This is a genomic window from Neobacillus drentensis (assembly GCF_021560175.1).
Taxonomy (GTDB): Bacteria; Bacillota; Bacilli; order Bacillales; family Cytobacillaceae; genus Neobacillus; species Neobacillus drentensis_A.
The window spans coordinates 3,993,847-4,017,232 of record NZ_CP091110.1; the positions used below are offsets into that span (position 1 = coordinate 3,993,847).

A 23,386-nucleotide genomic window follows, 5' to 3' on the forward strand; every position below is an offset into this window, starting at 1 on the left:
TAAATAGTGAATAGTTGGCAATAATAACCTCGATAACCTTGAGAGGATGGGATGTTTGATGTCGTTAGAATGGTTTGACAGAGTAAGTGCTGAATTGCAGGATCACCTAGAGTCTATTTGTGAAGAATATGATCAAGTTGGTCAAATGACAATTGAAAGAGCTGCCAAACATCCAAGGATTGAGTTCTTTGTGGATACAGCAGATGTAGACACAGAAGAACTTGACCGTGAATATTTCTGCACCCTTTTCTTTGATCCGCAGAATGAAGAGTTTTACGTCGATAGCTTCGATGTTGACAGTGGACATACGGCGAAAATCATCCTTTCAGATATTGAGGAGATTATCGATGAAGTGCATGCTAGTCTTCATGACTACATAAATGGAGATGACCATTATACAGATGATGGGGTCTACCTTCAGTCAGAGGAAGAATTTAATGAAGAAGACTGCGAGACCGTTGAAGACGACATGGACGAAGAATATTATCAAGCAGAACAAGTGAATGAAGATGATATTTTTGAGGAAATTGATGTTGACTGGTCCACGCCTGAAGTGACGGCTTTCAAGCACGAGGACGAAGTGGAAGTAACCTATCAGTTTGGGGTGGTTCAGGAAACGGGTGATGGTGTGCTAAAACGGATTAACCGAATATGGACCACTGAAGATGAATTGATTAAGGACGAATCCCACTTTATTTTTAGCAAAGAAGAGGCGTCCACGATTATCGCCATGATTGCCAGCCACATGGACCAATTAAGCGAGTTTGACTTTTAATAAAATTACCTAAAACGCATGGATTTTTCCATGCGTTCTTTTAATTGATTAACAATCTAGAAAGGGCTCGGGGGTGCCGAGTCTGAATAATGGACTTCCATCTTCTTGAGTTTAATCAATTGTATAGTCAATTTGAATCAGATCCCAGGCAGTGATGATCCCTATGGGAGCTTCATCTATTTTCCCGTTTTCCGTAATAATCACGCCTTCGATTTTACGTTTCTTTTTATGGGCCTTTTCAAAAATGTTTTCTATTTCGAAGATATTTATGTCTTTCGCGACAATCTCAATAAGATGCTCTTTTTCGAAATCCATGATGTCTGAAACCCTAATATTTGATAGGTTCACCATACCATTTTCCATATTTTGCGCCATCCATTTCATGATGGTCCCTGCAGTTAACAGACCGATACATTTTTTATTATGATAGATTGGAAATTTTGAATAATCGTACTCCTTACTAGCATCTGTCACCTTTAGAATGCTGTCCTGATAATCAAAGTAAACCACCCTTTTTGTGGCAATACTCATAGCATAATTAGGCTGGCTTAAAACATTGGCTATTTTTTCAATGTGGTGTACAACCTTGGCATTGGGCTCCGCGATATAAAAGCCCACCTCCATTTTTTCATGCACAATGGCATTTCTCAGCCTCGCATATTGCTCTAAGTCTTTTTTAAACGAATCGATAATTTGATATTTTTTTGCCCCGATTTTCACTAACACTACGAATCTCTCATCATTTATTTGAACAATATCTCTTAAGGCATCATGAACCTGATTGAAGGCTACCTCAAAACGCTCTGATAAAAGTTGTCCCTGCTTTTTATTCATAATCCCATTCTCCCATATTCTTAAGCTTCTTTCATTTATTTACCCGTTAATTTTATAGTAAATTTAACACTCAAAATTTTCAAGAAACTTCTAATTCCATTTTTTCTTAATCATTTCAATCTCTTCTTTGTGGCTGATCCCTTCGTCATCAGGAGTCTCTAAAATCAACGGGATTCCTGCCAGTACAGATGCCCTAACAAGTTCTTCCAACTGATCCGCGTTAATATAACCATTACTGCTTTTAAAAATATTGGCATGACGGTCCTTTTTGGAACCTGTTGGATACTTGGAATTATTCAAGTGAATGACCTTTAATTGCTCCCAATAACCTAAGCTCTCGCCTTTTGCAATGAATTCCTCCGTGTTTTCCCCATTCCAAAGACCACTTGCAAACGCATGACAAGTGTCCAGGCAAAAACCAATTTTTTCAGGATAGCCACATAAGTTCCGAATCTGAACAAGTTCCTCAAGGGTTGTTCCGAGTGCCCCCTTTGTCCCGGCATTATTTTCTAAGAGAATCAGAGAGTTTCCGTTCCACTGGCTTAGTACACTGTTGAGTATATCTAACATCAAATGATAACTGGCGAGCGGATCTGTTTTACTAATTTGACTGCCATAATGAACAACTACCCCAATCGAGCCGCAGGCATCTGTAATTTCTAAATCATTAAGAAGAGAGGAAATTGTTAGGTCTTTTTTGTCGATTGCTGGAGTTAAGCTGGTAGAATAGGGCGTGTGGGCCACGGAATAAAGCTGATGTTCCAAACAGAAATGGTTGCAATTTTTCGCATCTTCTCGATCGAATTCCTTTATTGACAAACTCCTTGGGTTTTTCGGGAAATATTGAAAAGCGCTTGCCTGATTTGCAACGGCTCTTTTCGCTGCCCCTGTATATCCATCTCTAATGCTCACATGACTACCGATTATCATGGAATCATCCCTTCTCCACCACGTGATAGGGGTTATTTTTTGTAGTCTCAGCTATTTCTATACAGTAAGCTGGTTTTACTTCCGGAGGAAAATAAGGAATTTAAATCGTACTTTTCTCCTATCTATATGATAAAAATATTTCCTGTGGTAGAATTAGGTAAAAAGAAGATCGAAACGGTTTCAGGGGGTAGTGAGGTTGGTAAAAGTTCTTGTTGTAGAGGACGAAATTAGGATCAGTAATTTATTAAGATTATACTTGGAACGCGAGGCGTATCAAGTTGACGTAGTCGATAATGGGAAAGATGGGTTGGAATGGGCTTTAAAGGAAGATTATCATCTAATTGTTTTAGATGTCCTAATGCCTTTTAAAAATGGGTACGAGATTCTCGAAGAGGTTCGCAGGATTAAAAAAACACCGGTAGTTATGCTCTCGGCAAAGTGTAGTGAAGAGGATATAAAACGAGGGAAAGATTTGGGGGCAAATGAATTTATCGCTAAACCCTTTAGCCCTGGTATGGTTGTTTCAAAAATAAAGGAAATATTGTTACAAGAAATGTAGAAGAAAGAATTAAATAAGTAGAAAATTCTAAGATAGGCGCTATTTTAAGCAGGCCTATCTTGAATTATTGATTTGCTAAAATGGTAACGAGGGTATCCTCAATTTTTTTTCCCTTTGTTTCATCCAGCATATTATTTAACAGGATAGAGAAAATTAGGGTTTGCCCACTTTTCGTGTCCACATATCCAGATAAAGAAGTCACAGTTGAAATCGTTCCTGTTTTTGCTTTTACCCTTCCTGTCATACTAGGGTCTGTTAAGCGTTTCCTTAACGAACCACCGACCATTTTTTCTGAATTTCCAGCGACCGGAAGCGAATTCAAGTAGACAGGAAACCACTTTTCCTTCTGGACCGAAAATAATAACTTAGAAAGTTGATTGGCCGGTATACCATCCACATGGGAGATCCCTGATCCATCCCTTATTACCATTATATTAGGATTTACTCCTAACTTAGCCACTTCCGATTTCATAACAGTTAATCCCTTATCCCAACTTCCTTCGCCTTTTTTTAATTTTCCCATTTCCTTGATCAATATTTCAGCATGAACATTATTGCTAAGTTTCATAAATGGAATAAGCAATTCCGACAACGGCATCGATTGATGTTTTGTTAACAGTTTTGCCTGTTCAGGGACTGTACCTGTTTTTATTTTTCCTGTTACCGTAATCCCACGTTCTGCTAATGCTTGTCTAAAAAGGGTTGCAGCAAAAAGGGTTGGCTCCCAAACACCGATCCATGTCTTTGTTTCTTTGGTATTAAGTGGGAGTGTTCCTTCAATCGTTACTGTGTTTTTTGAATGCATCCGTTCAATCTTAATCTTTTTTTTATCATCTTTAGCAACTGTTACAGCGAGGTTAATTATTTTTACATAATTACTTTTTGGTGTAACCGTTATTTTTGCCTTCTCACCTATTTTCGTTCCAGGTTTCACCTTTATCCTAATGGAACCTGAATCATAATCTTTTGTTGGAGAGACAGTGAGGGCAGAAATTTGGGCACCGTAATAGGCGGTTTCATCACTCCATGGCATATCGAGTGAATAGCGAACATGGTCGTAACGAGAATCATCCGCGACCAAATTTCCTTTAATTTTTTTTACACCGATTCTTTCAATCGCCATTGCCAAATTTTCAATATCATCCTTTAATAAGGTAGGGTCACCGTTTCCCCTTAAATAGAGATCCCCTTTAATGGTTTTCTCGATTTTCTTTGCATCCGTTTGTACTTCTGTGGAAAAGGTATAATTTTCACCCAGAACCTTGAGAGCGGCTGCGGCTGTCAATAGTTTCATGTTAGAAGCCGGCCGCAGGCGGACATCTCCTTGGTAATCATATAAAATTGCACCGTTTGCTCCAGACCTGACACTAATTCCGGCAATCGCCCCTTGTAAGGCCGGATCTTTCATGATGACCTGGTTCAGTTGATGAGTCAAGCTCTGGTTACCAGTCATTGCGCTTACCTGCGTATAGGGCATTAAGGAAATAGTCATCGTTATGAGTATAATGACCATTCTTTTATCTATCTTAATCAAACTATTTCCCTGCCTTCCCTTTTCTTATTAGTGTTTCCCGTCCTTTATAAATTATGATAAAAAAACCCGGGACCATTAGGCCCCAGGTTCATTACCAATTAATTTGATTCGTTAAAGTTAAAATAAAATTTTGCTGTAATCGACCCATCATTGTTCTCTTTAATGTCCGTTACATGAATGCCCGAATCAGCTGGAGTTGCACTGTAGCCTTTCCAGAAGTAATACGATCCAGTATGCACGTTTCCAGAAACAGGAGTAAGTTTGCTGCCTGTTTTAAAGAAGTCTACTGCATCCCCGCGGTTAACATTCTTTTCTAAATCATACTTACCATCTGCCTGAAGAACTGATAGACCGTAATGTGTAACAACCGTTCCATTGCTGGCTGTTTGTGATTGATTGAATTGGAAACGTTTGTTCATCCAATTCTCTACATTATTTGGACGGAAGCCTGCAGTTTGATAGAGTGATAGAATATTTTCATCTACATGCCATGCAACCAGTCCATGAGCATCTGCCCCTTCACGAATTAACCCTTTATTAAAGCCTTTTTGTTGAACATTTTCAAATAAGAAATACTCAGTACCGTTTGAACCAGGTACCTCCATTTTAACAATTCCATTCGTTGATTCGGCTGCATTCACTGGCGGTAATGTTATGGTTTGGACACCATCTGTTGGCTTAACTTCTTTAGGAGTAGCCCAGCCAAGGAAAGTTTTTGAATATGGATCGAAATGGGTTGGTGAGTTTCCAGAGTATGCTGCTGCATCAGGATACCTCATCCAAGAACCGCCTGCCATCATAGAGTAGTTGCCGACACCCTCTGAAGTATAGACCGTATCATAGAAATCCGGAAGACCTAGGGCATGTCCAAATTCATGGGCAAACACACCAGCCTGTCCAGGGAATGGACCTGTTTTCGAGGCTTCATCATAACCGCCCGTTGTTTCATTATAACCTGCTACGTTTCCACCGATTTCCGGCTGAATATTATAATTGTTTACTAGAACGCCGTCTAATGTATGGTCTTTAATAAATTGAGCCTGCCAAGTACTCATTTCCGCTGAAGAAACTTTACCGTCTTTGTTTACATCCGGTGTAAAGTAACCTGTCTCATAATACTTTCCATAATATTGGGCACTTAACGCGTTCCATTTGTGTGACCAAATTTGGGCAGGATCGCCGCTGAATTCGGCACCTGTACCTTCATGAACAATAAATACGTTTGGTACTTGTCCATTTACAGCATATTTGGAGTAATCCACTACACTATCAGCAGCTTTAAATAAATCGGTCACTAGCTCGCCATTATGGGCATCACCATTAACGTTACCGTTAACATACTTACCGCCTTCCGCATATGTCCCATCTTGGTCTAAGTAGTAGGATGCACCTTTAGGAAGTTCAACCCAAACCAGATCAGTATTATCCTTTTTTACTAGTTTCACTTTTCCATAACTGGATTCCTTGTAAATATTCTGCATCGTTCTATCGGTTGGAGCTTTTTCACCATTGAATTCTGCATACTTCTTAAATTCATCTAATTCATATGGATTATAATGATCACCGAAAATTAAATCTTCAAAATACTTCACCGGGACTTGTCCAGGTACATCACCCTTTGGCTCATCTCCCTCTTTAAATTTGGCTAAGATAACTAATACTGGGACATCCCCAGTTGTAGGCTGATTCGTCACATGATTGTCTCCAGCCTGTTGAAACTTTTCCCCTTGCTGGTTCGCTATTTTTTCAGCAGGGTCAACTTTTGATAAATCTTTGCCTAATTCCTTTGCCTTATCTTGAAGCTCAGGAGATGTGCTTACATAGTGAGCGAGGCTTAATTCGTATGTATCTTTTAGTGTTGCTGCCTTTGTTGAAGAACCACTAGTTGGAACCCCGCTAAAAGCAACACTTCCTGCTAACGCTAAAGCGAACGCAGATTTAGACAGAACCTTTAACATATTCAACACCCCTTTTTGTTGTAGAATTCAAATTTATCAGAATAGTTTATAAATAAAAAGTTACTATATTACCATTATTTAGTAACCCGAAATATAGGTCCTTATACTCGAATCCACCTCCTCTTTAGTGCCATTTTCCACACTAAAAACAAGTAATAAAAAAAGACCTAATGCAGGCCTTTTTAACACTTTTTATATTAATATTCCTCACCATATCGATATCGTTTATACTTGGCAGCATGACAAGCATCACAAGTCGGAAAACTATGATCCCACGGCAGTTTTTTTCCACACGTTTTGCATTTTTTTATAAACTTTCTGATATCCGTTTTCAAACGGTCTTGAACCCGATCACTCACTTCTTCACGCAATCGTTCCCAATAGATGGCTTCCGTTCGCTCCCCTAACCGGTATAAGAATAAAAGGTGCAGCCCAATCGCTTTGTAACTTAATTCTAGGTCCTCTAGGCTTCGATCCTTTACAGCCGGCTCCGGCAGCTCCCTGCCTTGGATAAGAGCATAAATGGTATCTTCCCATTGTCTCGTTAACACCTGTTCATTCTTTGAAAAAGGTAGGTGTAAAAATCCATAAAGGTCCATTAAAGAGAGACGCGCTTCCACCTCAGTCCCTGCAATGATTTGATATAGTGACTTTTCTTCAGATAAAGAAGCCTTTTTTGTCCCATTCGGACTTTCAAATTTATCCCATAGTTCAAAAAATGTTCCTAAGTCGTGATAATAGCGCTGAAAGCGTTCAAAAACCGAGTTAGTTGGGGCAATGGCAAAGGTATGAACCGGTTTATCCTCCTGTTCCAGTAAATTGCGCATTTTCTTAATATCACTCGTGAAGGCGACTTTTCCGACATCATAAATTCCTTTTCGACCAGCACGACCGGCAATTTGCTTCACTTCTTGTGAGGTTAACAGCCTTCTTCTTGTTCCATCAAACTTGTCATTTTCCAGAAAAACAATGCGCCGAATTGGCAAGTTTAGACCCATTCCAATCGCATCGGTTGCAACAATCACCTTGGTCTTTCCTGTATTAAACTGCTCAATTTGTTTTTTTCTCGTTTCCGGAGGCATGCTGCCGTAAATCATGCTGACAGAATGGCCGTCATTTTGCAGCCTAGAGGCCGTTTCAAGCACGCGCCTTCTTGAAAAACAGATTAAGGCATCGCCCTTTTTGACGTGTTTGATATTAAACTCTTTCTTTTCCACTTCCAGAGGGGTATCGCGGCTATATTCGTGAATTTCAATATTAGCATCACCTAATAACTGCAAAACCATAGTCCTGGCATTGCGGCTGCCTATGATATGGACCTCCTCTGCATTGGCTTTGGTAATCGCTTTATACCAAGCAAAACCTCGATCCTTGTCTGTTAACATTTGTGCTTCGTCTATAACTACAACCTCGTAATATGCTTTTTCGTGGAACATCTCGACAGTACTCGAGATATGCTCGGCACCAGCAACGATTTTTTCTTCTTCACCTGTTTTTAACGAACAAGCAATTCCTTCAGCATTTAATTTGTCGAAAACTTCAAGTGCTAATAATCGAAGCGGAGCTAAATATAAACCGCTGGCTGCCTCTTTCATTTTTTCAAGGGCATGATGGGTTTTACCGGTGTTGGTTTCACCTATATGCAGAACATAGCGGACATTTCGCCTTAACGAAGGGTCGTACTCTTCCCCAAAGATATCCTGCATCATCCGTTCTTCCGCCTCTTTTTTGCGCTGGAGTTCCTCCTCTTCTGCTTTTTTCTTTATTTCCCGCTCCTGATAATCCTTTTCAAAAATTTCACCATGAATATTTTCGTCAAAAGGGACTTCTGATAATTTTAATAAATCTATCAGGTATTCTTGCTGTATATCTTCAATAAAATAGCTCTCTACATCATATAAAGGTTGTGTGATACTTCCCTTGACAAAAGATGCTGAAATTTCTTCATGAAAGGTTTCATAAAAATCTTCCTTAAGATCATTCGGCAGCTGTTCGAGTACTTTCTGGGGAATTAAATCGGACAGATAGTCAGAAATTAAGCTTTCATAAATGAAAAAATAGGTTTGGTATTCATAAAAGCTCCTCCCCCAATGCAAGGTTTTATGAATATCGCCTGTTAGCTCTTCAAAAAAGGTGGCAACGGTTGTATAGGCTGACGGATTGAATGCACCTTGATCAACCAATTTTTCTTCAAGGGCAAAAGTATCAACCGATTGGAACTTTACATTATTTTTTATATCTGCATCCAGCTGTTTGGCTGTAAAGTATCGAACGTATAAATAAAACAGTTCGTATTGATCTTCCAAAATACCTACTGCAACATCCTCTATTTCCGTTTGTATCAAGCGCTTCTGTTCTTCGAGTTTTTTCTGTTCCTCCCGCTTTACGAAGTTCTCCTTGGCAGCATAATACCGGTTAGTCCACTTTTCCTTCTGGCCTTCAAACTGTTCTCGAAGCCATTCCATGGCATCAAAGGGCAAATAGGTCCTCATTTCATCACGAAAAAGCTTATTGACAAGCTTACGATCAACCCCCTGAAGTTCAAACCCTTTTTCAGCTAAAAATTGCTTCTTTTCATTCTTTGGTACATCGTTTGTTACTTTGTTCAACCAGACATTTACCCATATTTGCTCACTATAGTGGCCTCGGTCAGCTAAATATTGTTCAAATGTCGGCAAAGATTCTTGAGTTTCTAAATAGCGATCGATATCTTCATAAATTCTCACTTTTGTCTGTTCAATCGCTTGAGGGTATATAGCGGTTAATTTATTCAAATCTCATCCCTCCAGGGAAAATTTGATTTTCCTTTTTTCTCAAAGTTATGTATAATGTGAGTATAGATTATCGTATAGTAAAAAAGACCGAGCATGACGATAAAACGGCTCGGTCATGCAATAGCTGCTTCCCTTTTTCCGGGGATCGGCGTTACGGACCATAATCCACCGCTTCTGCTTGCCGGCTCAAGGGTGGATTATTTTTTTTTGTGGAAGGACAGAACCGTGACAATGAGACTAGCAAACGATAAGCTAAACATCAATGCCTGAAAAACTGTCAAAAAGCATCACCCCCTTTCTGTTAGGAGATGTGCCGTCCACCCTTGAGAAAAACATGCTATTGCATGTTTATTATAGCATTAATCAAAATATCGAACAAGTGTTCTTTAAATATTATGTTTATTACAGTAATCATCAACTAATTCCTCAATTTTGTCCAGTTCAGGATATTTTCCCGTAAACTTAAATTGAATTTCCTCAATAAAACTCTCGTGATTATACACATGAATAGCCCCATTTTGTTGGATGATACTATACTCTGGTACAAAGCGGTATCCGCCTCGTTCAATTGCCCCCATTAATAGACCCCTTTTTCATTTTTTATTATAGTATAATCGGAAAATGTGGAGATTATCATGTTTAGAAAAAGTTCCGTTTTGCGATTGGCTCTTTTCATTCGTTTTATTGTCGATTTTTTACCGACTCTAGCTCATTTTTTTGTATTATTGGCTCATTTTATTTTTCCAAACAAAAAAAGGAAAAGGATACTCACATCCTTTTCCCATGTTTATTTAGGCAGTTGTATATACCTCTTCTTTGTTTAATTCATAGCGAATAGTTGCCTGTGCTGCAGCTAAGCGGGCAAGCGGTACACGGTATGGCGAGCAGCTGACATAGTCTAGACCGATTTTGAAACAGAAGTCAATCGAACTTTTCTCTCCTCCATGTTCGCCGCAAATCCCTGTTTTTAACGACGGCTTTGTCGCACGGCCAAGCTTCACACCTGTTTCAACTAATTTGCCAACCCCATCTTGGTCAAGTACAGCAAATGGATTTTCTGGCAGTACTTTATTTTCAATGTACGCCTGCAGGAATTTGCCTTCTGCATCATCCCGGCTATAACCAAATGTGGTCTGCGTTAAATCGTTGGTTCCAAAAGAAAAGAAATCAGCTTCCTCGGCAATTTGGTCTGCCGTTAAGGCGGCACGAGGAATTTCTATCATCGTACCGATTGTGTAATGGAAATTCTTCCCGGTTTCTTGCTGGACTAGTTCTGCTGCTTCCATCACTAATTGGCGCATTTGTTTCAACTCGTTGACATGACCGACTAATGGGATCATGATTTCAGGCTGAACTTCCAAGCCTTTTTCAGCAAGTTGTGCAGCAGCATAAAAGATCGCTTTTGCCTGCATGTCATAAATTTCTGGATAAATCATCCCTAATCTGCAGCCGCGGTGTCCCAGCATTGGGTTAAATTCATCTAATTGACGAACCTTTTTAAGCAATTGCTCTTTCTTCTTTAATTCAGCTGATCGTGGATCCGTAATTTGAAGCTTAGTCACTTCTACTAACAGTTCCTCTTTATCTGGTAAAAACTCATGGAGCGGCGGATCCAGTAAACGAATGGTAACCGGGAAGCCTTGCATAGCTTCAAAAATCCCTTCAAAATCGCCTTGCTGCATGGGCAGCAGTTCGCTTAGGGCTTCCATTCTTTCAGCGTAATTATCAGCCAAAATCATTTTTTGGACAATTGGAATCCGCTTCAAATCCATGAACATATGCTCCGTTCGGCATAATCCAATGCCGCCAGCGCCAAATTCAAAAGATTTCTTCGCATCTTCCGGAGTATCTGCATTCGCACGTACACCCATTTTCCGCTCTTGGTCAGCCCAAGCTAAAAGAAGTTGAAATTCATCAGAAAGTTCCGGGTCAATCATGGGAATTTCCCCAAGCATAATTTCTCCGGTGGAACCATCAATGGTTATTATATCACCATAATTTACCACTGTTTCACCAACAGTAAATTGTTTTGCTCTTACATCGATTTTTAACGGCTCACATCCACAAATACAAGCTTTTCCCATCCCCCGTGCAACAACAGCTGCATGGCTGGTCATTCCTCCACGGCTTGTTAAAATCGCTTGCGCGGCAACAATGCCATGAATATCATCGGGAGTTGTTTCCGGCCTAACGAGGATGACTCTTTTCCCATCATTCCCTAAACTTTCCGCTTCATCAGCATCAAAAACTACCTGACCTGTTGCAGCACCCGGTGATGCTGGCAATCCTTTAGCTAAAATATTTTTTTGGAATTTGTCATCAATCCGGCGGTGGAGCAGTTGGTTCAACTGATCAGGGTCTACACGCAGTAGGGCCGTCTTTTTATCAATAATTCCTTCTTGAACCATCTCTACGGCAATTCGAATCGCTGCTTGTGCCGTTCGTTTCCCATTCCGGGTTTGCAGAATGAAGAGCTTGCCACGTTCAACGGTAAATTCAATGTCCTGCATTTCTTGATAATGCTGTTCAAGAATTTTACATGTATCTGTAAATTGCTTATATACCCCAGGCATTTCGTCCTTTAATGTAATAATTGGCTGTGGTGTCCGAATACCCGCTACCACATCCTCTCCTTGGGCGTTTATTAAGTATTCACCGTATAAAACATGTTCGCCTGTTGAAGGATTTCGTGTAAAAGCAACTCCAGTCCCTGAATCATTGCCCATATTGCCAAACACCATACTTTGAATATTAACCGCTGTTCCAAGGTGATCTGGGATTTTATTCAAGCGGCGGTAGACGATGGCGCGCTGATTGTTCCAAGAATTAAAGACAGCGTTAATCGCTAGAAAAAGCTGTTGTTTTGGGTCTTGAGGAAAATTTGTTCTCGTACGCTTTTTGACAATGTCTTTATAGCCACTAATCACTTCCTGCCAATCTTCAGCTGACATTTCTGGATCTGTATTGTATCCTTTCTGTTCACGTGTTTCTTCTAAGAATTGCTCGAAGTAAAATGTATCAATTTCTAGCACAACATTACTAAACATCTGAATAAAGCGGCGGTAGGAATCATAAGCAAACCGAGGATTATTTGTTAATGCTGCTAAACCTGCTACTGTTTCATCGTTCATCCCAAGGTTTAAGATCGTATCCATCATCCCTGGCATTGAAAAAACGGATCCAGACCGTACTGAAACTAGCAATGGGTTATTGGGGTCGCCCAATTTTTTACCCATTTTTTCTTCTAAGCGGCTAAGTGCTTCCAGTGTTTGTTTTTCCACTTCTGTTGGAATGGTTTTACTAGCTTCATAGTAAGCATTACAGGCCTGGGTTGTTATCGTAAAACCAAATGGCACTGGAAGACCAATTCTAGTCATTTCCGCAAGATTTGCCCCTTTCCCCCCAAGTAAGTCTCTCATATTACCTTGTCCCTCTTGAAATAAGTAAACAAATTTCTCCATCTCTAAAAGCTCCTCTCTTTTTTTAATACGTCTAGTATTAACCCTGAAGTTTCTTCCACAGCTTTGTTGGATACATCAATGATCGGACATCCTACCCGCTTCATGATTTTTTCTGCATGATCCAATTCTTTTAAAATTCTATCAAAACTAGCGTAGTTAGCCCTTGAGGCTAATCCCAACGCTTTTAGCCGTTCTTTGCGGATTTCGTTTAGCTTATCGGGTGAAATAATAAGTCCAATGCAATTCTTTCTCGGAATTTGAAATAACTCATCAGGCGGCTGCACTTCCGGGACGAGAGGCACATTGGCCACCTTAAAACGCTTATGCGCCAAGTACATCGATAGTGGTGTTTTCGAAGTACGTGATACCCCTATTAGAACAATATCGGCCTTTAGTAGCCCCCTTGGGTCACGGCCATCATCATACTTTACGGCAAACTCAATCGCTTCTATTTTCCGAAAGTATTCCTCATCAAGCTTCCTCATTAATCCTGGACGGTGATGCGGTTCTTTATTAAATTTGGTTTCGAATGCATTCATCAATGGACTTAGCAGGTCCACTGCCATAATTCCTTCTTCGGCAGCACGACGATCTAAATACCCTTTTAAAGCTGGTATGACAATCGTATAAGCAATAATCGAGTTCGATTTTACGGCTAATAATATGACGTCTTCAATATCTTCAAAATCTTCCACATAAGAATTACGACGAATGTCTACCTGTCCCCCGTTAAATTGTGTAGCCACTGCCTTTACAACAAATCCAGCCGTTTCCCCTACTGAGTCGGAAACCACATAGACTACTTCTTTTTGTGCCAAAATGACAGCCACTCCTCCCTTAGTCTATTTTTTCATCCATCACTTCTAAATAGGCCCTTGTAATGGTTGTTTTTGTAATACGCCCCACCAGCAAATATGTATTCGTCTGTTCGTCAGATTTCCGCACAACTGGAAGCGAATCAATGTGATTTTGGATCATTTTTTTAGCTGCCTCAAGTAAGGTTTCATCCGGATTTATGGTAATAATATTTGGCATTCTTGTCATAATAACGCTGACTGGTAACTCTGAGAGATTTTGGTTACCAAGTGATGCTCTGAGCAAATCCTTTCTAGAAATCACCCCAGCTAGAAGCCCTTCGGAATCTACCGCGTAAAGTGTACCTACATCCTCTAAAAATAATTGGACGATGGCATCGTAAACGGAGGCTGATTTCCCAACGACAATAGGGTGGGCTTTATAATTATTGACACTTTGATGCAGGAATCGTTCGGCTTGGCGCTTAACCCTAAATTTGTCATTATAAAAATAACCAACACGCGGTCTTGCATCGATATTTCCTGACATGGTTAAGATGGCTAGGTCAGGTCTTAACGCTGCCCTCGATAATGACAACTTTTCAGCAATCTCTTTTCCTGTGATTGGCCCGTTTTGTTTTACAATCTCAAGAATCTCGCCCTGACGCTTTGAAAGTTTTATCTTTACCACCCCCTTTATTCTATTATCATGTTATAATATGTGTAATCGCTTTAAATGTGCTATACTTATTTTCATTTAGTATATAACATTTAAATATAAAGTGAAATAGTTATTTGCAAAAAACTTGATAAAGCAACATAAAAAAGACACCAGCGATCTTAAAACATCGTTAGTGTCTTTTATTAGAGTATGGCTGTTATAACCCTACTAGGTATCTTTAATTCTGACAACTCGGACAAAAGAAAGTTTTTCTAGAGGAGATAACCTCAATAACTATAGTTGTTCCACACCGATTGCATGGTTGTCCTTCGCGGTCATAAACCTGGCATTGGTTATTGAACCCACCAGTTAATGTGTCCCCCTTAAAGAGTGGATTATCCATATACCCGCCGTGCTTGATTCCATCTTGAAGAACATTTTTCATTGAATCGAAGAGTTTGTTTCGATCACCATCATTCATGTCATCAATATCCTTGGTCGGTTTGATCCGAGCCTCAAAGCATATCTCCGCAGAGTAGCAATTGCCGATGCCGGCAATAAATGATTGATCAAGCAAAGTGGTTTTTAACCGGCCATGTTTAGTACCTAATCTTTTTGAAAATTCATTTTTGGTAAATTCTGAATCTAATGGCTCTGGACCCAAGTCCGATAGCTTTTCCTCTGTTTGAGTTTGATTATATAGGTGTAAGTATCCTAACCGGAGACCGATAAAATAAAGATGGTTTTGTCCAAATGATAGTCGAACCTGAATCGTTCGTTTTGGTTTTTCTGATTCTGTACCGAAAAACATCCATCCCCCCAACATTAAGTGTAATAATAGCGTTTGCTCATTTTGCAGCTGGAAAAGAAGATGTTTTCCTCGACGTTTGATATCAATGATTCTTTGTTGCTGAACCGTTTTTTTGAAGAGATCAGGGTTGGTATTGATGGATTTCTCACGGTTTATTTGAACATCTGTTATGAGCTGATTTACAATTTTGCCTTTTAACAGGTTTTTATAGTTTTCCATTTCCGGGAGCTCGGGCATGTTAGATTCCTCCCTTATTTCATTTTCTACTATCGTTCCCATTACTCAGCAGAAAATGAACTTTATTTCTATATAGACACAAAAAAACCGAACAGCACTCTGCTCGGTATGATTCATTCATATTTTAATGGGCCTAAATGGACTCGAACCATCGACCTCACGCTTATCAGGCGTGCGCTCTAACCAGCTGAGCTATAGGCCCGTTATTGGAGCGGGTGATGGGAATCGAACCCACTACATCAGCTTGGAAGGCTGAGGTTTTACCAGTAAACTACACCCGCACAAGTATAAATACTAGATGGTACCGATGGTCGGGGTCGAACCGACACTCCTCACGGAACACGATTTTGAGTCGTGCGCGTCTGCCAATTCCGCCACATCGGCATGTGTTAATAATCAAAGAAAATATCTGGCAGGGGCAGTAGGAATCGAACCCACACTGAAGGTTTTGGAGACCTTAGTTCTACCTTTAAACTATGCCCCTAAAATGGTGGAGGGGGACGGATTCGAACCGCCGAACCCTGAGGGAGCGGATTTACAGTCCGCCGCGTTTAGCCACTTCGCTACCCCTCCAAAAAATATAAAAATGGCGGAGGAAGAGGGATTCGAACCCCCGCGCGGTTTAACCCGCCTGTCGGTTTTCAAGACCGATCCCTTCAGCCGGACTTGGGTATTCCTCCATTAAAAACCATATTTATAATTATGGTAGCGGCGGAGGGGATCGAACCCCCGACCTTACGGGTATGAACCGTACGCTCTAGCCAGCTGAGCTACACCGCCATATTATCATTTTTTTTAAAAAATTGGTGGAGTCTAGGGGGATCGAACCCCTGACCTCCTGCGTGCAAAGCAGGCGCTCTCCCAGCTGAGCTAAGACCCCATTTTTCTTAAGAAGATTCATGGTCGGGAAGACAGGATTCGAACCTGCGACCCCTTGGTCCCAAACCAAGTGCTCTACCAAGCTGAGCTACTTCCCGAAACTTTAAAGCAATATCCATCATAAAATTAATATGGTGCCGAGGACCGGAATCGAACCGGTACGGTAGTCACCTACCGCAGGATTTTAAGTCCTGTGCGTCTGCCAGTTCCGCCACCCCGGCATTTATGGAGCGGAAGACGGGATTCGAACCCGCGACCCCCACCTTGGCAAGGTGGTGTTCTACCACTGAACTACTTCCGCAATATGATAAATAACTTTTATGTTTTTAAAAAACATTGGTGCGGGTGAAGGGAGTCGAACCCCCACGCCTTGCGGCGCCAGATCCTAAGTCTGGTGCGTCTGCCAATTCCGCCACACCCGCATAATTAAAATAAACTAATAGAAAAGGTGCCGGCGAGAGGACTTGAACCCCCAACCTACTGATTACAAGTCAGTTGCTCTACCAATTGAGCTACCCCGGCATACAGTATAAGGAATATATTAATTTGAAACACGCTGTCTTTGTTACCGTCATCCTGACCTCAGAAGGATTATTCAAGCAGCAGCTCGGTCAGTATGCTGAAGTTTATTCAGGAAGCTTATTCGGTCGTGCTCTACCAATTGAGCTACCCCGGCGTAAGGTAAGGAAAAATTATGGTGGAGGATGACGGGATCGAACCGCCGACCCTCTGCTTGTAAGGCAGATGCTCTCCCAGCTGAGCTAATCCTCCATATAAAGCCTGGCAACGTCCTACTCTCACAGGGACAAAGTCCCAACTACCATCGGCGCTGAGAAGCTTAACTTCCGTGTTCGGCATGGAAACGGGTGTGACCTTCTCGCCATTATTGCCAGACTATTTAATTGAAAGAAGTTCATTCTCTCAAAACTAGATAATGTAGAAGAAACTTTATAAAAACGAGTTATATCGCTTTAAAACTTGTCCAGCTGCGGCTCCTAACTTCTCGGTCGTTTCGATCCGTCCCCACAAATCCAAAACCAGGATTTGCAGTGCCGGCTCTCCAACGCCTGTCGAAGTTGAACAGTCGCCTCCGCTTTTCGTTTTGGTTAAGTCCTCGATCGATTAGTATCAGTCAGCTCCACATGTCGCCACGCTTCCACCTCTGACCTATCAACCTGATCATCTTTCAGGGATCTTACTAGCTTGACGCTATGGGAAATCTCATCTTGAGGGGGGCTTCATGCTTAGATGCTTTCAGCACTTATCCCGTCCGCACATAGCTACCCAGCGATGCCTTTGGCAAGACAACTGGTACACCAGCGGTGCGTCCATCCCGGTCCTCTCGTACTAAGGACAGCTCCTCTCAAATTTCCTGCGCCCACGACGGATAGGGACCGAACTGTCTCACGACGTTCTGAACCCAGCTCGCGTACCGCTTTAATGGGCGAACAGCCCAACCCTTGGGACCGACTACAGCCCCAGGATGCGATGAGCCGACATCGAGGTGCCAAACCTCCCCGTCGATGTGGACTCTTGGGGGAGATAAGCCTGTTATCCCCGGGGTAGCTTTTATCCGTTGAGCGATGGCCCTTCCATGCGGAACCACCGGATCACTAAGCCCGACTTTCGTCCCTGCTCGACTTGTAGGTCTCGCAGTCAAGCTCCCTTGTGCCTTTACACTCTACGAATGATTTCCAACCATTCTGAGGGAACCTTTGGGCGCCTCCGTTACTCTTTAGGAGGCGACCGCCCCAGTCAAACTGCCCACCTGACACTGTCTCCCACCCCGATCAGGGGTGCGGGTTAGAATTTCAATACAGCCAGGGTAGTATCCCACCGACGCCTCCACCGAAGCTGGCGCTCCGGCTTCTCAGGCTCCTACCTATCCTGTACAAGCTGTACCAAAATTCAATATCAGGCTACAGTAAAGCTCCACGGGGTCTTTCCGTCCTGTCGCGGGTAACCTGCATCTTCACAGGTACTATAATTTCACCGAGTCTCTCGTTGAGACAGTGCCCAGATCGTTACGCCTTTCGTGCGGGTCGGAACTTACCCGACAAGGAATTTCGCTACCTTAGGACCGTTATAGTTACGGCCGCCGTTTACTGGGGCTTCGATTCAGAGCTTCGCTTTTAAGGCTAACCCCTCCTCTTAACCTTCCAGCACCGGGCAGGCGTCAGCCCCTATACTTCGCCTTGCGGCTTCGCAGAGACCTGTGTTTTTGCTAAACAGTCGCCTGGGCCTATTCACTGCGGCTCTTCGAGGCTATGAACCCCAAAGAGCACCCCTTCTCCCGAAGTTACGGGGTCATTTTGCCGAGTTCCTTAACGAGAGTTCTCTCGCTCACCTTAGGATTCTCTCCTCGCCTACCTGTGTCGGTTTGCGGTACGGGCACCTGTAATCTCGCTAGAGGCTTTTCTTGGCAGTGTGGAATCAGGAACTTCGGTAATAAATTTCCCTCGCTATCACAGCTCAGCCTTCACGAGAAACGGATTTTCCTGCTTCTCAGCCTAACTGCTTAGACGCGCATATCCAACAGCGCGCTTACCCTATCCTCCTGCGTCCCCCCATCACTCAAACGATTCTTTGGTGGTACAGGAATATCAACCTGTTGTCCATCGCCTACGCCTTTCGGCCTCGGCTTAGGTCCCGACTAACCCTGAGCGGACGAGCCTTCCTCAGGAAACCTTAGGCATTCGGTGGATGAGATTCTCACTCATCTTTCGCTACTCATACCGGCATTCTCACTTCTAAGCGCTCCACCAGTCCTTACGGTCTAGCTTCAACGCCCTTAGAACGCTCTCCTACCACTGACATCGAAGATGTCAATCCACAGCTTCGGTGATACGTTTAGCCCCGGTACATTTTCGGCGCAGAGTCACTCGACCAGTGAGCTATTACGCACTCTTTAAATGGTGGCTGCTTCTAAGCCAACATCCTGGTTGTCTAAGCAACTCCACATCCTTTTCCACTTAACGTATACTTTGGGACCTTAGCTGGTGGTCTGGGCTGTTTCCCTTTTGACTACGGATCTTATCACTCGCAGTCTGACTCCCACGGATAAGTCTTTGGCATTCGGAGTTTGTCTGAATTCGGTAACCCGATGAGGGCCCCTAGTCCAAACAGTGCTCTACCTCCAAGACTCTTACTACGTGAGGCTAGCCCTAAAGCTATTTCGGAGAGAACCAGCTATCTCCAAGTTCGATTGGAATTTCTCCGCTACCCACACCTCATCCCCGCACTTTTCAACGTGCGTGGGTTCGGGCCTCCATCCAGTGTTACCTGGACTTCACCCTGGACATGGGTAGATCACCTGGTTTCGGGTCTACGACCACATACTCATTCGCCCTATTCAGACTCGCTTTCGCTGCGGCTCCGTCTCTTCAACTTAACCTTGCATGTAATCGTAACTCGCCGGTTCATTCTACAAAAGGCACGCTATCACCCATTAACGGGCTCTAACTACTTGTAGGCACACGGTTTCAGGAACTATTTCACTCCCCTTCCGGGGTGCTTTTCACCTTTCCCTCACGGTACTGGTTCACTATCGGTCACTAGGGAGTATTTAGCCTTGGGAGATGGTCCTCCCTGCTTCCGACCGGATTTCACGTGTCCGGCCGTACTCAGGATCCACTCAGGAGGGAACGAAGTTTCAACTACAGGGCTTTTACCTTCTATGACGGGTCTTTCCAGACCGCTTCATCTACCCCGTTCCTTTGTAACTCCATGTTGAGTGTCCTACAACCCCAAGAGGCAAGCCTCTTGGTTTGGGCTAATCCCGTTTCGCTCGCCGCTACTTAGGGAATCGCGTTTGCTTTCTCTTCCTCCGGGTACTTAGATGTTTCAGTTCCCCGGGTCTGCCATCAATACCCTATGTATTCAGGTAAAGATACTGTTCCATTACGAACAGTGGGTTTCCCCATTCGGAAATCTCCGGATCAAAGCTTACTTACAGCTCCCCGAAGCATATCGGTGTTAGTCCCGTCCTTCATCGGCTCCTAGTGCCAAGGCATTCACCGTGCGCCCTTTCTAACTTAACCTAAAAGGTTTTACTCTATATTAATAGAGAGAAAAACTAAAATGGCGATTTTACTCGGTTTTTACTTGGTTTCTTCTATACGATTATCTAGTTTTCAAAGAACGAAATTTCTTGAGAGATTGTACTCTCAAAACTAAACAAACAAAAAGTGGTCAACTTCTTATCAGTCCATAATGACTGCATTATCCTTAGAAAGGAGGTGATCCAGCCGCACCTTCCGATACGGCTACCTTGTTACGACTTCACCCCAATCATCTGTCCCACCTTAGGCGGCTGGCTCCAAAAAGGTTACCCCACCGACTTCGGGTGTTACAAACTCTCGTGGTGTGACGGGCGGTGTGTACAAGGCCCGGGAACGTATTCACCGCGGCATGCTGATCCGCGATTACTAGCGATTCCGGCTTCATGTAGGCGAGTTGCAGCCTACAATCCGAACTGAGAATGGTTTTATGGGATTGGCTAGGCCTCGCGGCTTTGCTGCCCTTTGTACCATCCATTGTAGCACGTGTGTAGCCCAGGTCATAAGGGGCATGATGATTTGACGTCATCCCCACCTTCCTCCGGTTTGTCACCGGCAGTCTCCTTAGAGTGCCCAACTGAATGCTGGCAACTAAGAACAAGGGTTGCGCTCGTTGCGGGACTTAACCCAACATCTCACGACACGAGCTGACGACAACCATGCACCACCTGTCACTCTGTCCCCCGAAGGGGAAATTCCTATCTCTAGGAGTGTCAGAGGATGTCAAGACCTGGTAAGGTTCTTCGCGTTGCTTCGAATTAAACCACATGCTCCACCGCTTGTGCGGGCCCCCGTCAATTCCTTTGAGTTTCAGCCTTGCGGCCGTACTCCCCAGGCGGAGTGCTTAATGCGTTAGCTGCAGCACTAAGGGGCGGAAACCCCCTAACACTTAGCACTCATCGTTTACGGCGTGGACTACCAGGGTATCTAATCCTGTTTGCTCCCCACGCTTTCGCGCCTCAGCGTCAGTTACAGACCAGAAAGCCGCCTTCGCCACTGGTGTTCCTCCACATCTCTACGCATTTCACCGCTACACGTGGAATTCCGCTTTCCTCTTCTGCACTCAAGTCCCCCAGTTTCCAATGACCCTCCACGGTTGAGCCGTGGGCTTTCACATCAGACTTAAAGGACCGCCTGCGCGCGCTTTACGCCCAATAATTCCGGACAACGCTTGCCACCTACGTATTACCGCGGCTGCTGGCACGTAGTTAGCCGTGGCTTTCTGGTTAGGTACCGTCAAGGTACCGGCAGTTACTCCGGTACTTGTTCTTCCCTAACAACAGAGCTTTACGACCCGAAGGCCTTCATCGCTCACGCGGCGTTGCTCCATCAGACTTTCGTCCATTGTGGAAGATTCCCTACTGCTGCCTCCCGTAGGAGTCTGGGCCGTGTCTCAGTCCCAGTGTGGCCGATCACCCTCTCAGGTCGGCTACGCATCGTCGCCTTGGTGAGCCGTTACCTCACCAACTAGCTAATGCGCCGCGGGCCCATCTGTAAGTGTCAGCCGAAACCGACTTTCAGCTTTTCCTCATGAGAGGAAAAGGATTATCCGGTATTAGCACCGGTTTCCCGGTGTTATCCCAGTCTTACAGGCAGGTTGCCCACGTGTTACTCACCCGTCCGCCGCTAATCAACAGGAGCAAGCTCCTGTTGATTCGCTCGACTTGCATGTATTAGGCACGCCGCCAGCGTTCGTCCTGAGCCAGGATCAAACTCTCCATGAAAGTTGATTAGCTCATTTTGTTACGTTGGCTTCATTTCGTAAGAAATGAATAGTATTGTTTGTTGACGTTTTTGTTTGTTTAGTTTTCAAAGAACAATCATCATCTACTAATCTATCATTTAGCGACATATGTTATTTTAACATATTGTTTAAGACTTGTCAACTTTTAATGAAATGTTGTTCATTACTGAACTCTCAACTCATTCCGTCGAAGCGACATTGATAATAATACTATCTTCATACATAATAGTCAACTATCTTTTTAAAATTTTTATAGAAAATAAAACTCCTTATCTAATTCAAAACTAGAATACTACAACCTAGATAATGAATTAGTTTTAAATAGCCCATCAGTGGTTAAAATATAATAGTAAATATTTGTAAGGGAGTGTTGAATAATGAAAATTAATACCTATAAAAAAGATGAAAACAGTCAACCCATTGAACAGGAACAAAGAGAAGATTTAAACCCGGAGGAAAGGGTACCAGAATTTGACGAAATAGGAACAGCCCTAAATGGTATCTGATTTATCAAAAAAACCCTTCGCACTTAGAGAATATCTCTTTTTGCAAAGGGGTCTTTTCTTATTTTTTAATTGCTTTTAAAAGGATGGCCTCTCCTTGAAAAGATATTATTTGACTCTCTTTAATCGTAATTTTAAATTTATCCTTGATCCTATCAGAAGCATTTATCATAAACTGGGTCAAATTTTTCTTTTCTTCGATTGGTAAGTTCATTCGATTACACCAGGAATCAAAATAAAAGATTTTTTCAAAACGATGCCATTCAACAATTTCGAAACCAGCAAACTCAAGCATACGAATCCACTCACTCTTCTTCCATGCCCTAAAATGACTGTAATCCCGCCATTTTTCTATTTTATTATAAAATTGGTCGTATTCGTCATCTTCCGGAACAACATTATCGTCCAATAAAAATTGCCCACTTTGCTTAAGGACACGGGATACTTCCTTAGTAAACTGATTAATGTTGGGAAAGTGATGCGGAGCAATCCTGCAAGTGACAACATCAAAAGAATTGTTCGAAAAAGGTAAATCTTCCGCATCCCCTTTTACTAACTCTACATTTTGATTCCCATTTCCTTTTACAAATTTCTCCGCAGCCAATAACATCTCCTGAGTTAAATCAACTGCGGTTACCTTCTTTACAAGCGGAGCAAACGCGTTTGCCGTATGGCCTCCACCTGTGGCAACATCTAGAAGTTCTTCTTTCCCAGTAACTTCAGCCATCGCTAATATTTTTTGCAAATCCTTTCCATCTTTATGATTCGGACTGTTCACGTATGAATCCGCACTTTTTCCAAATTGCTGCTGTACATCCTTTTTGAGATCCATCATTATCCCTCCGAGAAATTCCTTATATACTAACTATAAGGC

14 protein-coding genes, 14 tRNA genes and 3 rRNA genes are annotated in these 23,386 nt (G+C 42.7%); 3 read left to right on the forward strand and 28 right to left on the reverse strand.

Annotated elements, in window-relative coordinates; all coding sequences use genetic code 11:
• Nucleotides 1-58: 58 nt before the first annotated feature.
• The gene (locus L1999_RS18645; RefSeq protein WP_235739933.1) at nucleotides 59-775 is read left to right on the forward strand and encodes a hypothetical protein; all 717 of its coding nucleotides are present in this window, start codon (nucleotides 59-61) and stop codon (nucleotides 773-775) included.
• Between the two features lie 111 nt (nucleotides 776-886).
• Here the strand turns inward: L1999_RS18645 and L1999_RS18650 are convergent, their stop codons facing one another.
• Complete coding sequence (locus L1999_RS18650; protein WP_235739934.1) at nucleotides 887-1,609, reverse strand: CBS domain-containing protein; 723 nt, start codon at nucleotides 1,607-1,609, stop codon at nucleotides 887-889.
• Nucleotides 1,610-1,699: 90 nt separating this feature from the next.
• Nucleotides 1,700-2,539: a deoxyribonuclease IV gene (locus tag L1999_RS18655; protein WP_235739935.1), complete on the reverse strand. Its 840-nt coding sequence runs from the start codon at nucleotides 2,537-2,539 to the stop codon at nucleotides 1,700-1,702.
• Nucleotides 2,540-2,735: 196 nt separating this feature from the next.
• Here L1999_RS18655 and L1999_RS18660 point away from each other — a divergent pair, with 196 nt between their 5' ends.
• A complete protein-coding gene (locus L1999_RS18660) occupies nucleotides 2,736-3,098 on the forward strand; it encodes a response regulator transcription factor (protein ID WP_235739936.1) in 363 nt (120 codons plus the stop codon).
• Between the two features lie 64 nt (nucleotides 3,099-3,162).
• Here the strand turns inward: L1999_RS18660 and dacB are convergent, their stop codons facing one another.
• The 25 genes from dacB to L1999_RS18785 all read right to left on the reverse strand — a co-directional run bounded on the left by dacB (nucleotide 3,163) and on the right by L1999_RS18785 (nucleotide 21,989).
• Nucleotides 3,163-4,632 carry a D-alanyl-D-alanine carboxypeptidase/D-alanyl-D-alanine endopeptidase gene (dacB, locus tag L1999_RS18665; protein ID WP_235739937.1) on the reverse strand — a complete coding sequence of 490 codons (1,470 nt, stop codon included), beginning with the start codon at nucleotides 4,630-4,632 and terminating at the stop codon, nucleotides 3,163-3,165.
• A 98-nt stretch (nucleotides 4,633-4,730) separates the two neighbouring features.
• Nucleotides 4,731-6,590: a M6 family metalloprotease domain-containing protein gene (locus L1999_RS18670; RefSeq protein ID WP_235739938.1), complete on the reverse strand. Its 1,860-nt coding sequence runs from the start codon at nucleotides 6,588-6,590 to the stop codon at nucleotides 4,731-4,733.
• Between the two features lie 197 nt (nucleotides 6,591-6,787).
• Nucleotides 6,788-9,364: a DEAD/DEAH box helicase gene (locus L1999_RS18675; protein WP_235739939.1), complete on the reverse strand. Its 2,577-nt coding sequence runs from the start codon at nucleotides 9,362-9,364 to the stop codon at nucleotides 6,788-6,790.
• A 386-nt stretch (nucleotides 9,365-9,750) separates the two neighbouring features.
• Nucleotides 9,751-9,942, reverse strand: coding sequence for a YbxH family protein (locus tag L1999_RS18680; RefSeq protein WP_235739940.1), 192 nt, complete (start codon nucleotides 9,940-9,942; stop codon nucleotides 9,751-9,753).
• Nucleotides 9,943-10,155: 213 nt separating this feature from the next.
• The gene (gene ppdK / locus L1999_RS18685; RefSeq protein WP_235739941.1) at nucleotides 10,156-12,825 is read right to left on the reverse strand and encodes a pyruvate, phosphate dikinase; all 2,670 of its coding nucleotides are present in this window, start codon (nucleotides 12,823-12,825) and stop codon (nucleotides 10,156-10,158) included.
• Between the two features lie 2 nt (nucleotides 12,826-12,827).
• Nucleotides 12,828-13,643 carry a pyruvate, water dikinase regulatory protein gene (locus tag L1999_RS18690; protein ID WP_235739942.1) on the reverse strand — a complete coding sequence of 272 codons (816 nt, stop codon included), beginning with the start codon at nucleotides 13,641-13,643 and terminating at the stop codon, nucleotides 12,828-12,830.
• A 19-nt stretch (nucleotides 13,644-13,662) separates the two neighbouring features.
• The gene (locus L1999_RS18695; protein WP_275677715.1) at nucleotides 13,663-14,319 is read right to left on the reverse strand and encodes a transcriptional regulator CcpN; all 657 of its coding nucleotides are present in this window, start codon (nucleotides 14,317-14,319) and stop codon (nucleotides 13,663-13,665) included.
• A gap of 199 nt (nucleotides 14,320-14,518) precedes the next feature.
• On the reverse strand, nucleotides 14,519-15,328 hold the full coding sequence (mutM, locus tag L1999_RS18700; protein WP_235739944.1) for a bifunctional DNA-formamidopyrimidine glycosylase/DNA-(apurinic or apyrimidinic site) lyase: 810 nt from the start codon (nucleotides 15,326-15,328) through the stop codon (nucleotides 14,519-14,521).
• Nucleotides 15,329-15,456: 128 nt separating this feature from the next.
• Nucleotides 15,457-15,530 (reverse strand) — tRNA-Ile (locus L1999_RS18705).
• A 5-nt stretch (nucleotides 15,531-15,535) separates the two neighbouring features.
• A tRNA-Gly gene (locus tag L1999_RS18710) sits at nucleotides 15,536-15,609 on the reverse strand.
• An 18-nt stretch (nucleotides 15,610-15,627) separates the two neighbouring features.
• Nucleotides 15,628-15,712 (reverse strand) — tRNA-Leu (locus L1999_RS18715).
• A 26-nt stretch (nucleotides 15,713-15,738) separates the two neighbouring features.
• A tRNA-Trp gene (locus L1999_RS18720) sits at nucleotides 15,739-15,812 on the reverse strand.
• Between the two features lie 4 nt (nucleotides 15,813-15,816).
• Nucleotides 15,817-15,901: transfer RNA gene (locus L1999_RS18725), tRNA-Tyr, on the reverse strand.
• Between the two features lie 14 nt (nucleotides 15,902-15,915).
• Nucleotides 15,916-16,008, reverse strand: a tRNA-Ser gene (locus L1999_RS18730).
• 23 nt (nucleotides 16,009-16,031) lie between these two features.
• Nucleotides 16,032-16,108: transfer RNA gene (locus L1999_RS18735), tRNA-Met, on the reverse strand.
• 24 nt (nucleotides 16,109-16,132) lie between these two features.
• Nucleotides 16,133-16,208 (reverse strand) — tRNA-Ala (locus tag L1999_RS18740).
• A 20-nt stretch (nucleotides 16,209-16,228) separates the two neighbouring features.
• Nucleotides 16,229-16,305 (reverse strand) — tRNA-Pro (locus L1999_RS18745).
• A 34-nt stretch (nucleotides 16,306-16,339) separates the two neighbouring features.
• Nucleotides 16,340-16,428: transfer RNA gene (locus tag L1999_RS18750), tRNA-Leu, on the reverse strand.
• A gap of 5 nt (nucleotides 16,429-16,433) precedes the next feature.
• Nucleotides 16,434-16,508, reverse strand: a tRNA-Gly gene (locus tag L1999_RS18755).
• A 36-nt stretch (nucleotides 16,509-16,544) separates the two neighbouring features.
• Nucleotides 16,545-16,629 (reverse strand) — tRNA-Leu (locus L1999_RS18760).
• Nucleotides 16,630-16,656: 27 nt separating this feature from the next.
• Nucleotides 16,657-16,729: transfer RNA gene (locus L1999_RS18765), tRNA-Thr, on the reverse strand.
• 173 nt (nucleotides 16,730-16,902) lie between these two features.
• Nucleotides 16,903-16,978: transfer RNA gene (locus L1999_RS18770), tRNA-Val, on the reverse strand.
• 7 nt (nucleotides 16,979-16,985) lie between these two features.
• Nucleotides 16,986-17,101: ribosomal RNA gene (rrf, locus tag L1999_RS18775) — 5S ribosomal RNA — on the reverse strand.
• Nucleotides 17,102-17,309: 208 nt separating this feature from the next.
• Nucleotides 17,310-20,247 (reverse strand): 23S ribosomal RNA (locus L1999_RS18780).
• Between the two features lie 191 nt (nucleotides 20,248-20,438).
• Nucleotides 20,439-21,989, reverse strand: a 16S ribosomal RNA gene (locus L1999_RS18785).
• Together the 16S, 23S and 5S rRNA genes with 14 tRNA genes alongside form the textbook arrangement of a ribosomal RNA operon.
• A gap of 397 nt (nucleotides 21,990-22,386) precedes the next feature.
• Between L1999_RS18785 and L1999_RS29660 the strand changes: the two genes are divergently transcribed.
• Entirely contained in the window at nucleotides 22,387-22,515 is a 129-nt protein-coding gene (locus L1999_RS29660) for a hypothetical protein (protein ID WP_275677070.1), read from the forward strand.
• A gap of 58 nt (nucleotides 22,516-22,573) precedes the next feature.
• Here the strand turns inward: L1999_RS29660 and L1999_RS18790 are convergent, their stop codons facing one another.
• Nucleotides 22,574-23,344: a class I SAM-dependent methyltransferase gene (locus L1999_RS18790; RefSeq protein ID WP_235744395.1), complete on the reverse strand. Its 771-nt coding sequence runs from the start codon at nucleotides 23,342-23,344 to the stop codon at nucleotides 22,574-22,576.
• Nucleotides 23,345-23,386 lie beyond the last annotated feature (42 nt).

Coding starts and splice junctions, on each gene's coding strand:
- L1999_RS18790 (WP_235744395.1), bottom strand. CDS start 23,344: ATGGATCTCAAAAAGGATGTACAGCAGCAATTTGGAAAAAGTGCGGAT.
- L1999_RS18650 (WP_235739934.1), bottom strand. CDS start 1,609: ATGAATAAAAAGCAGGGACAACTTTTATCAGAGCGTTTTGAGGTAGCC.
- mutM (WP_235739944.1), bottom strand. CDS start 15,328: ATGCCCGAGCTCCCGGAAATGGAAAACTATAAAAACCTGTTAAAAGGC.
- L1999_RS18670 (WP_235739938.1), bottom strand. CDS start 6,590: ATGTTAAAGGTTCTGTCTAAATCTGCGTTCGCTTTAGCGTTAGCAGGA.
- ppdK (WP_235739941.1), bottom strand. CDS start 12,825: ATGGAGAAATTTGTTTACTTATTTCAAGAGGGACAAGGTAATATGAGA.
- L1999_RS18645 (WP_235739933.1), top strand. CDS start 59: ATGTCGTTAGAATGGTTTGACAGAGTAAGTGCTGAATTGCAGGATCAC.
- L1999_RS18680 (WP_235739940.1), bottom strand. CDS start 9,942: ATGGGGGCAATTGAACGAGGCGGATACCGCTTTGTACCAGAGTATAGT.
- L1999_RS29660 (WP_275677070.1), top strand. CDS start 22,387: ATGAAAATTAATACCTATAAAAAAGATGAAAACAGTCAACCCATTGAA.
- L1999_RS18655 (WP_235739935.1), bottom strand. CDS start 2,539: ATGATAATCGGTAGTCATGTGAGCATTAGAGATGGATATACAGGGGCA.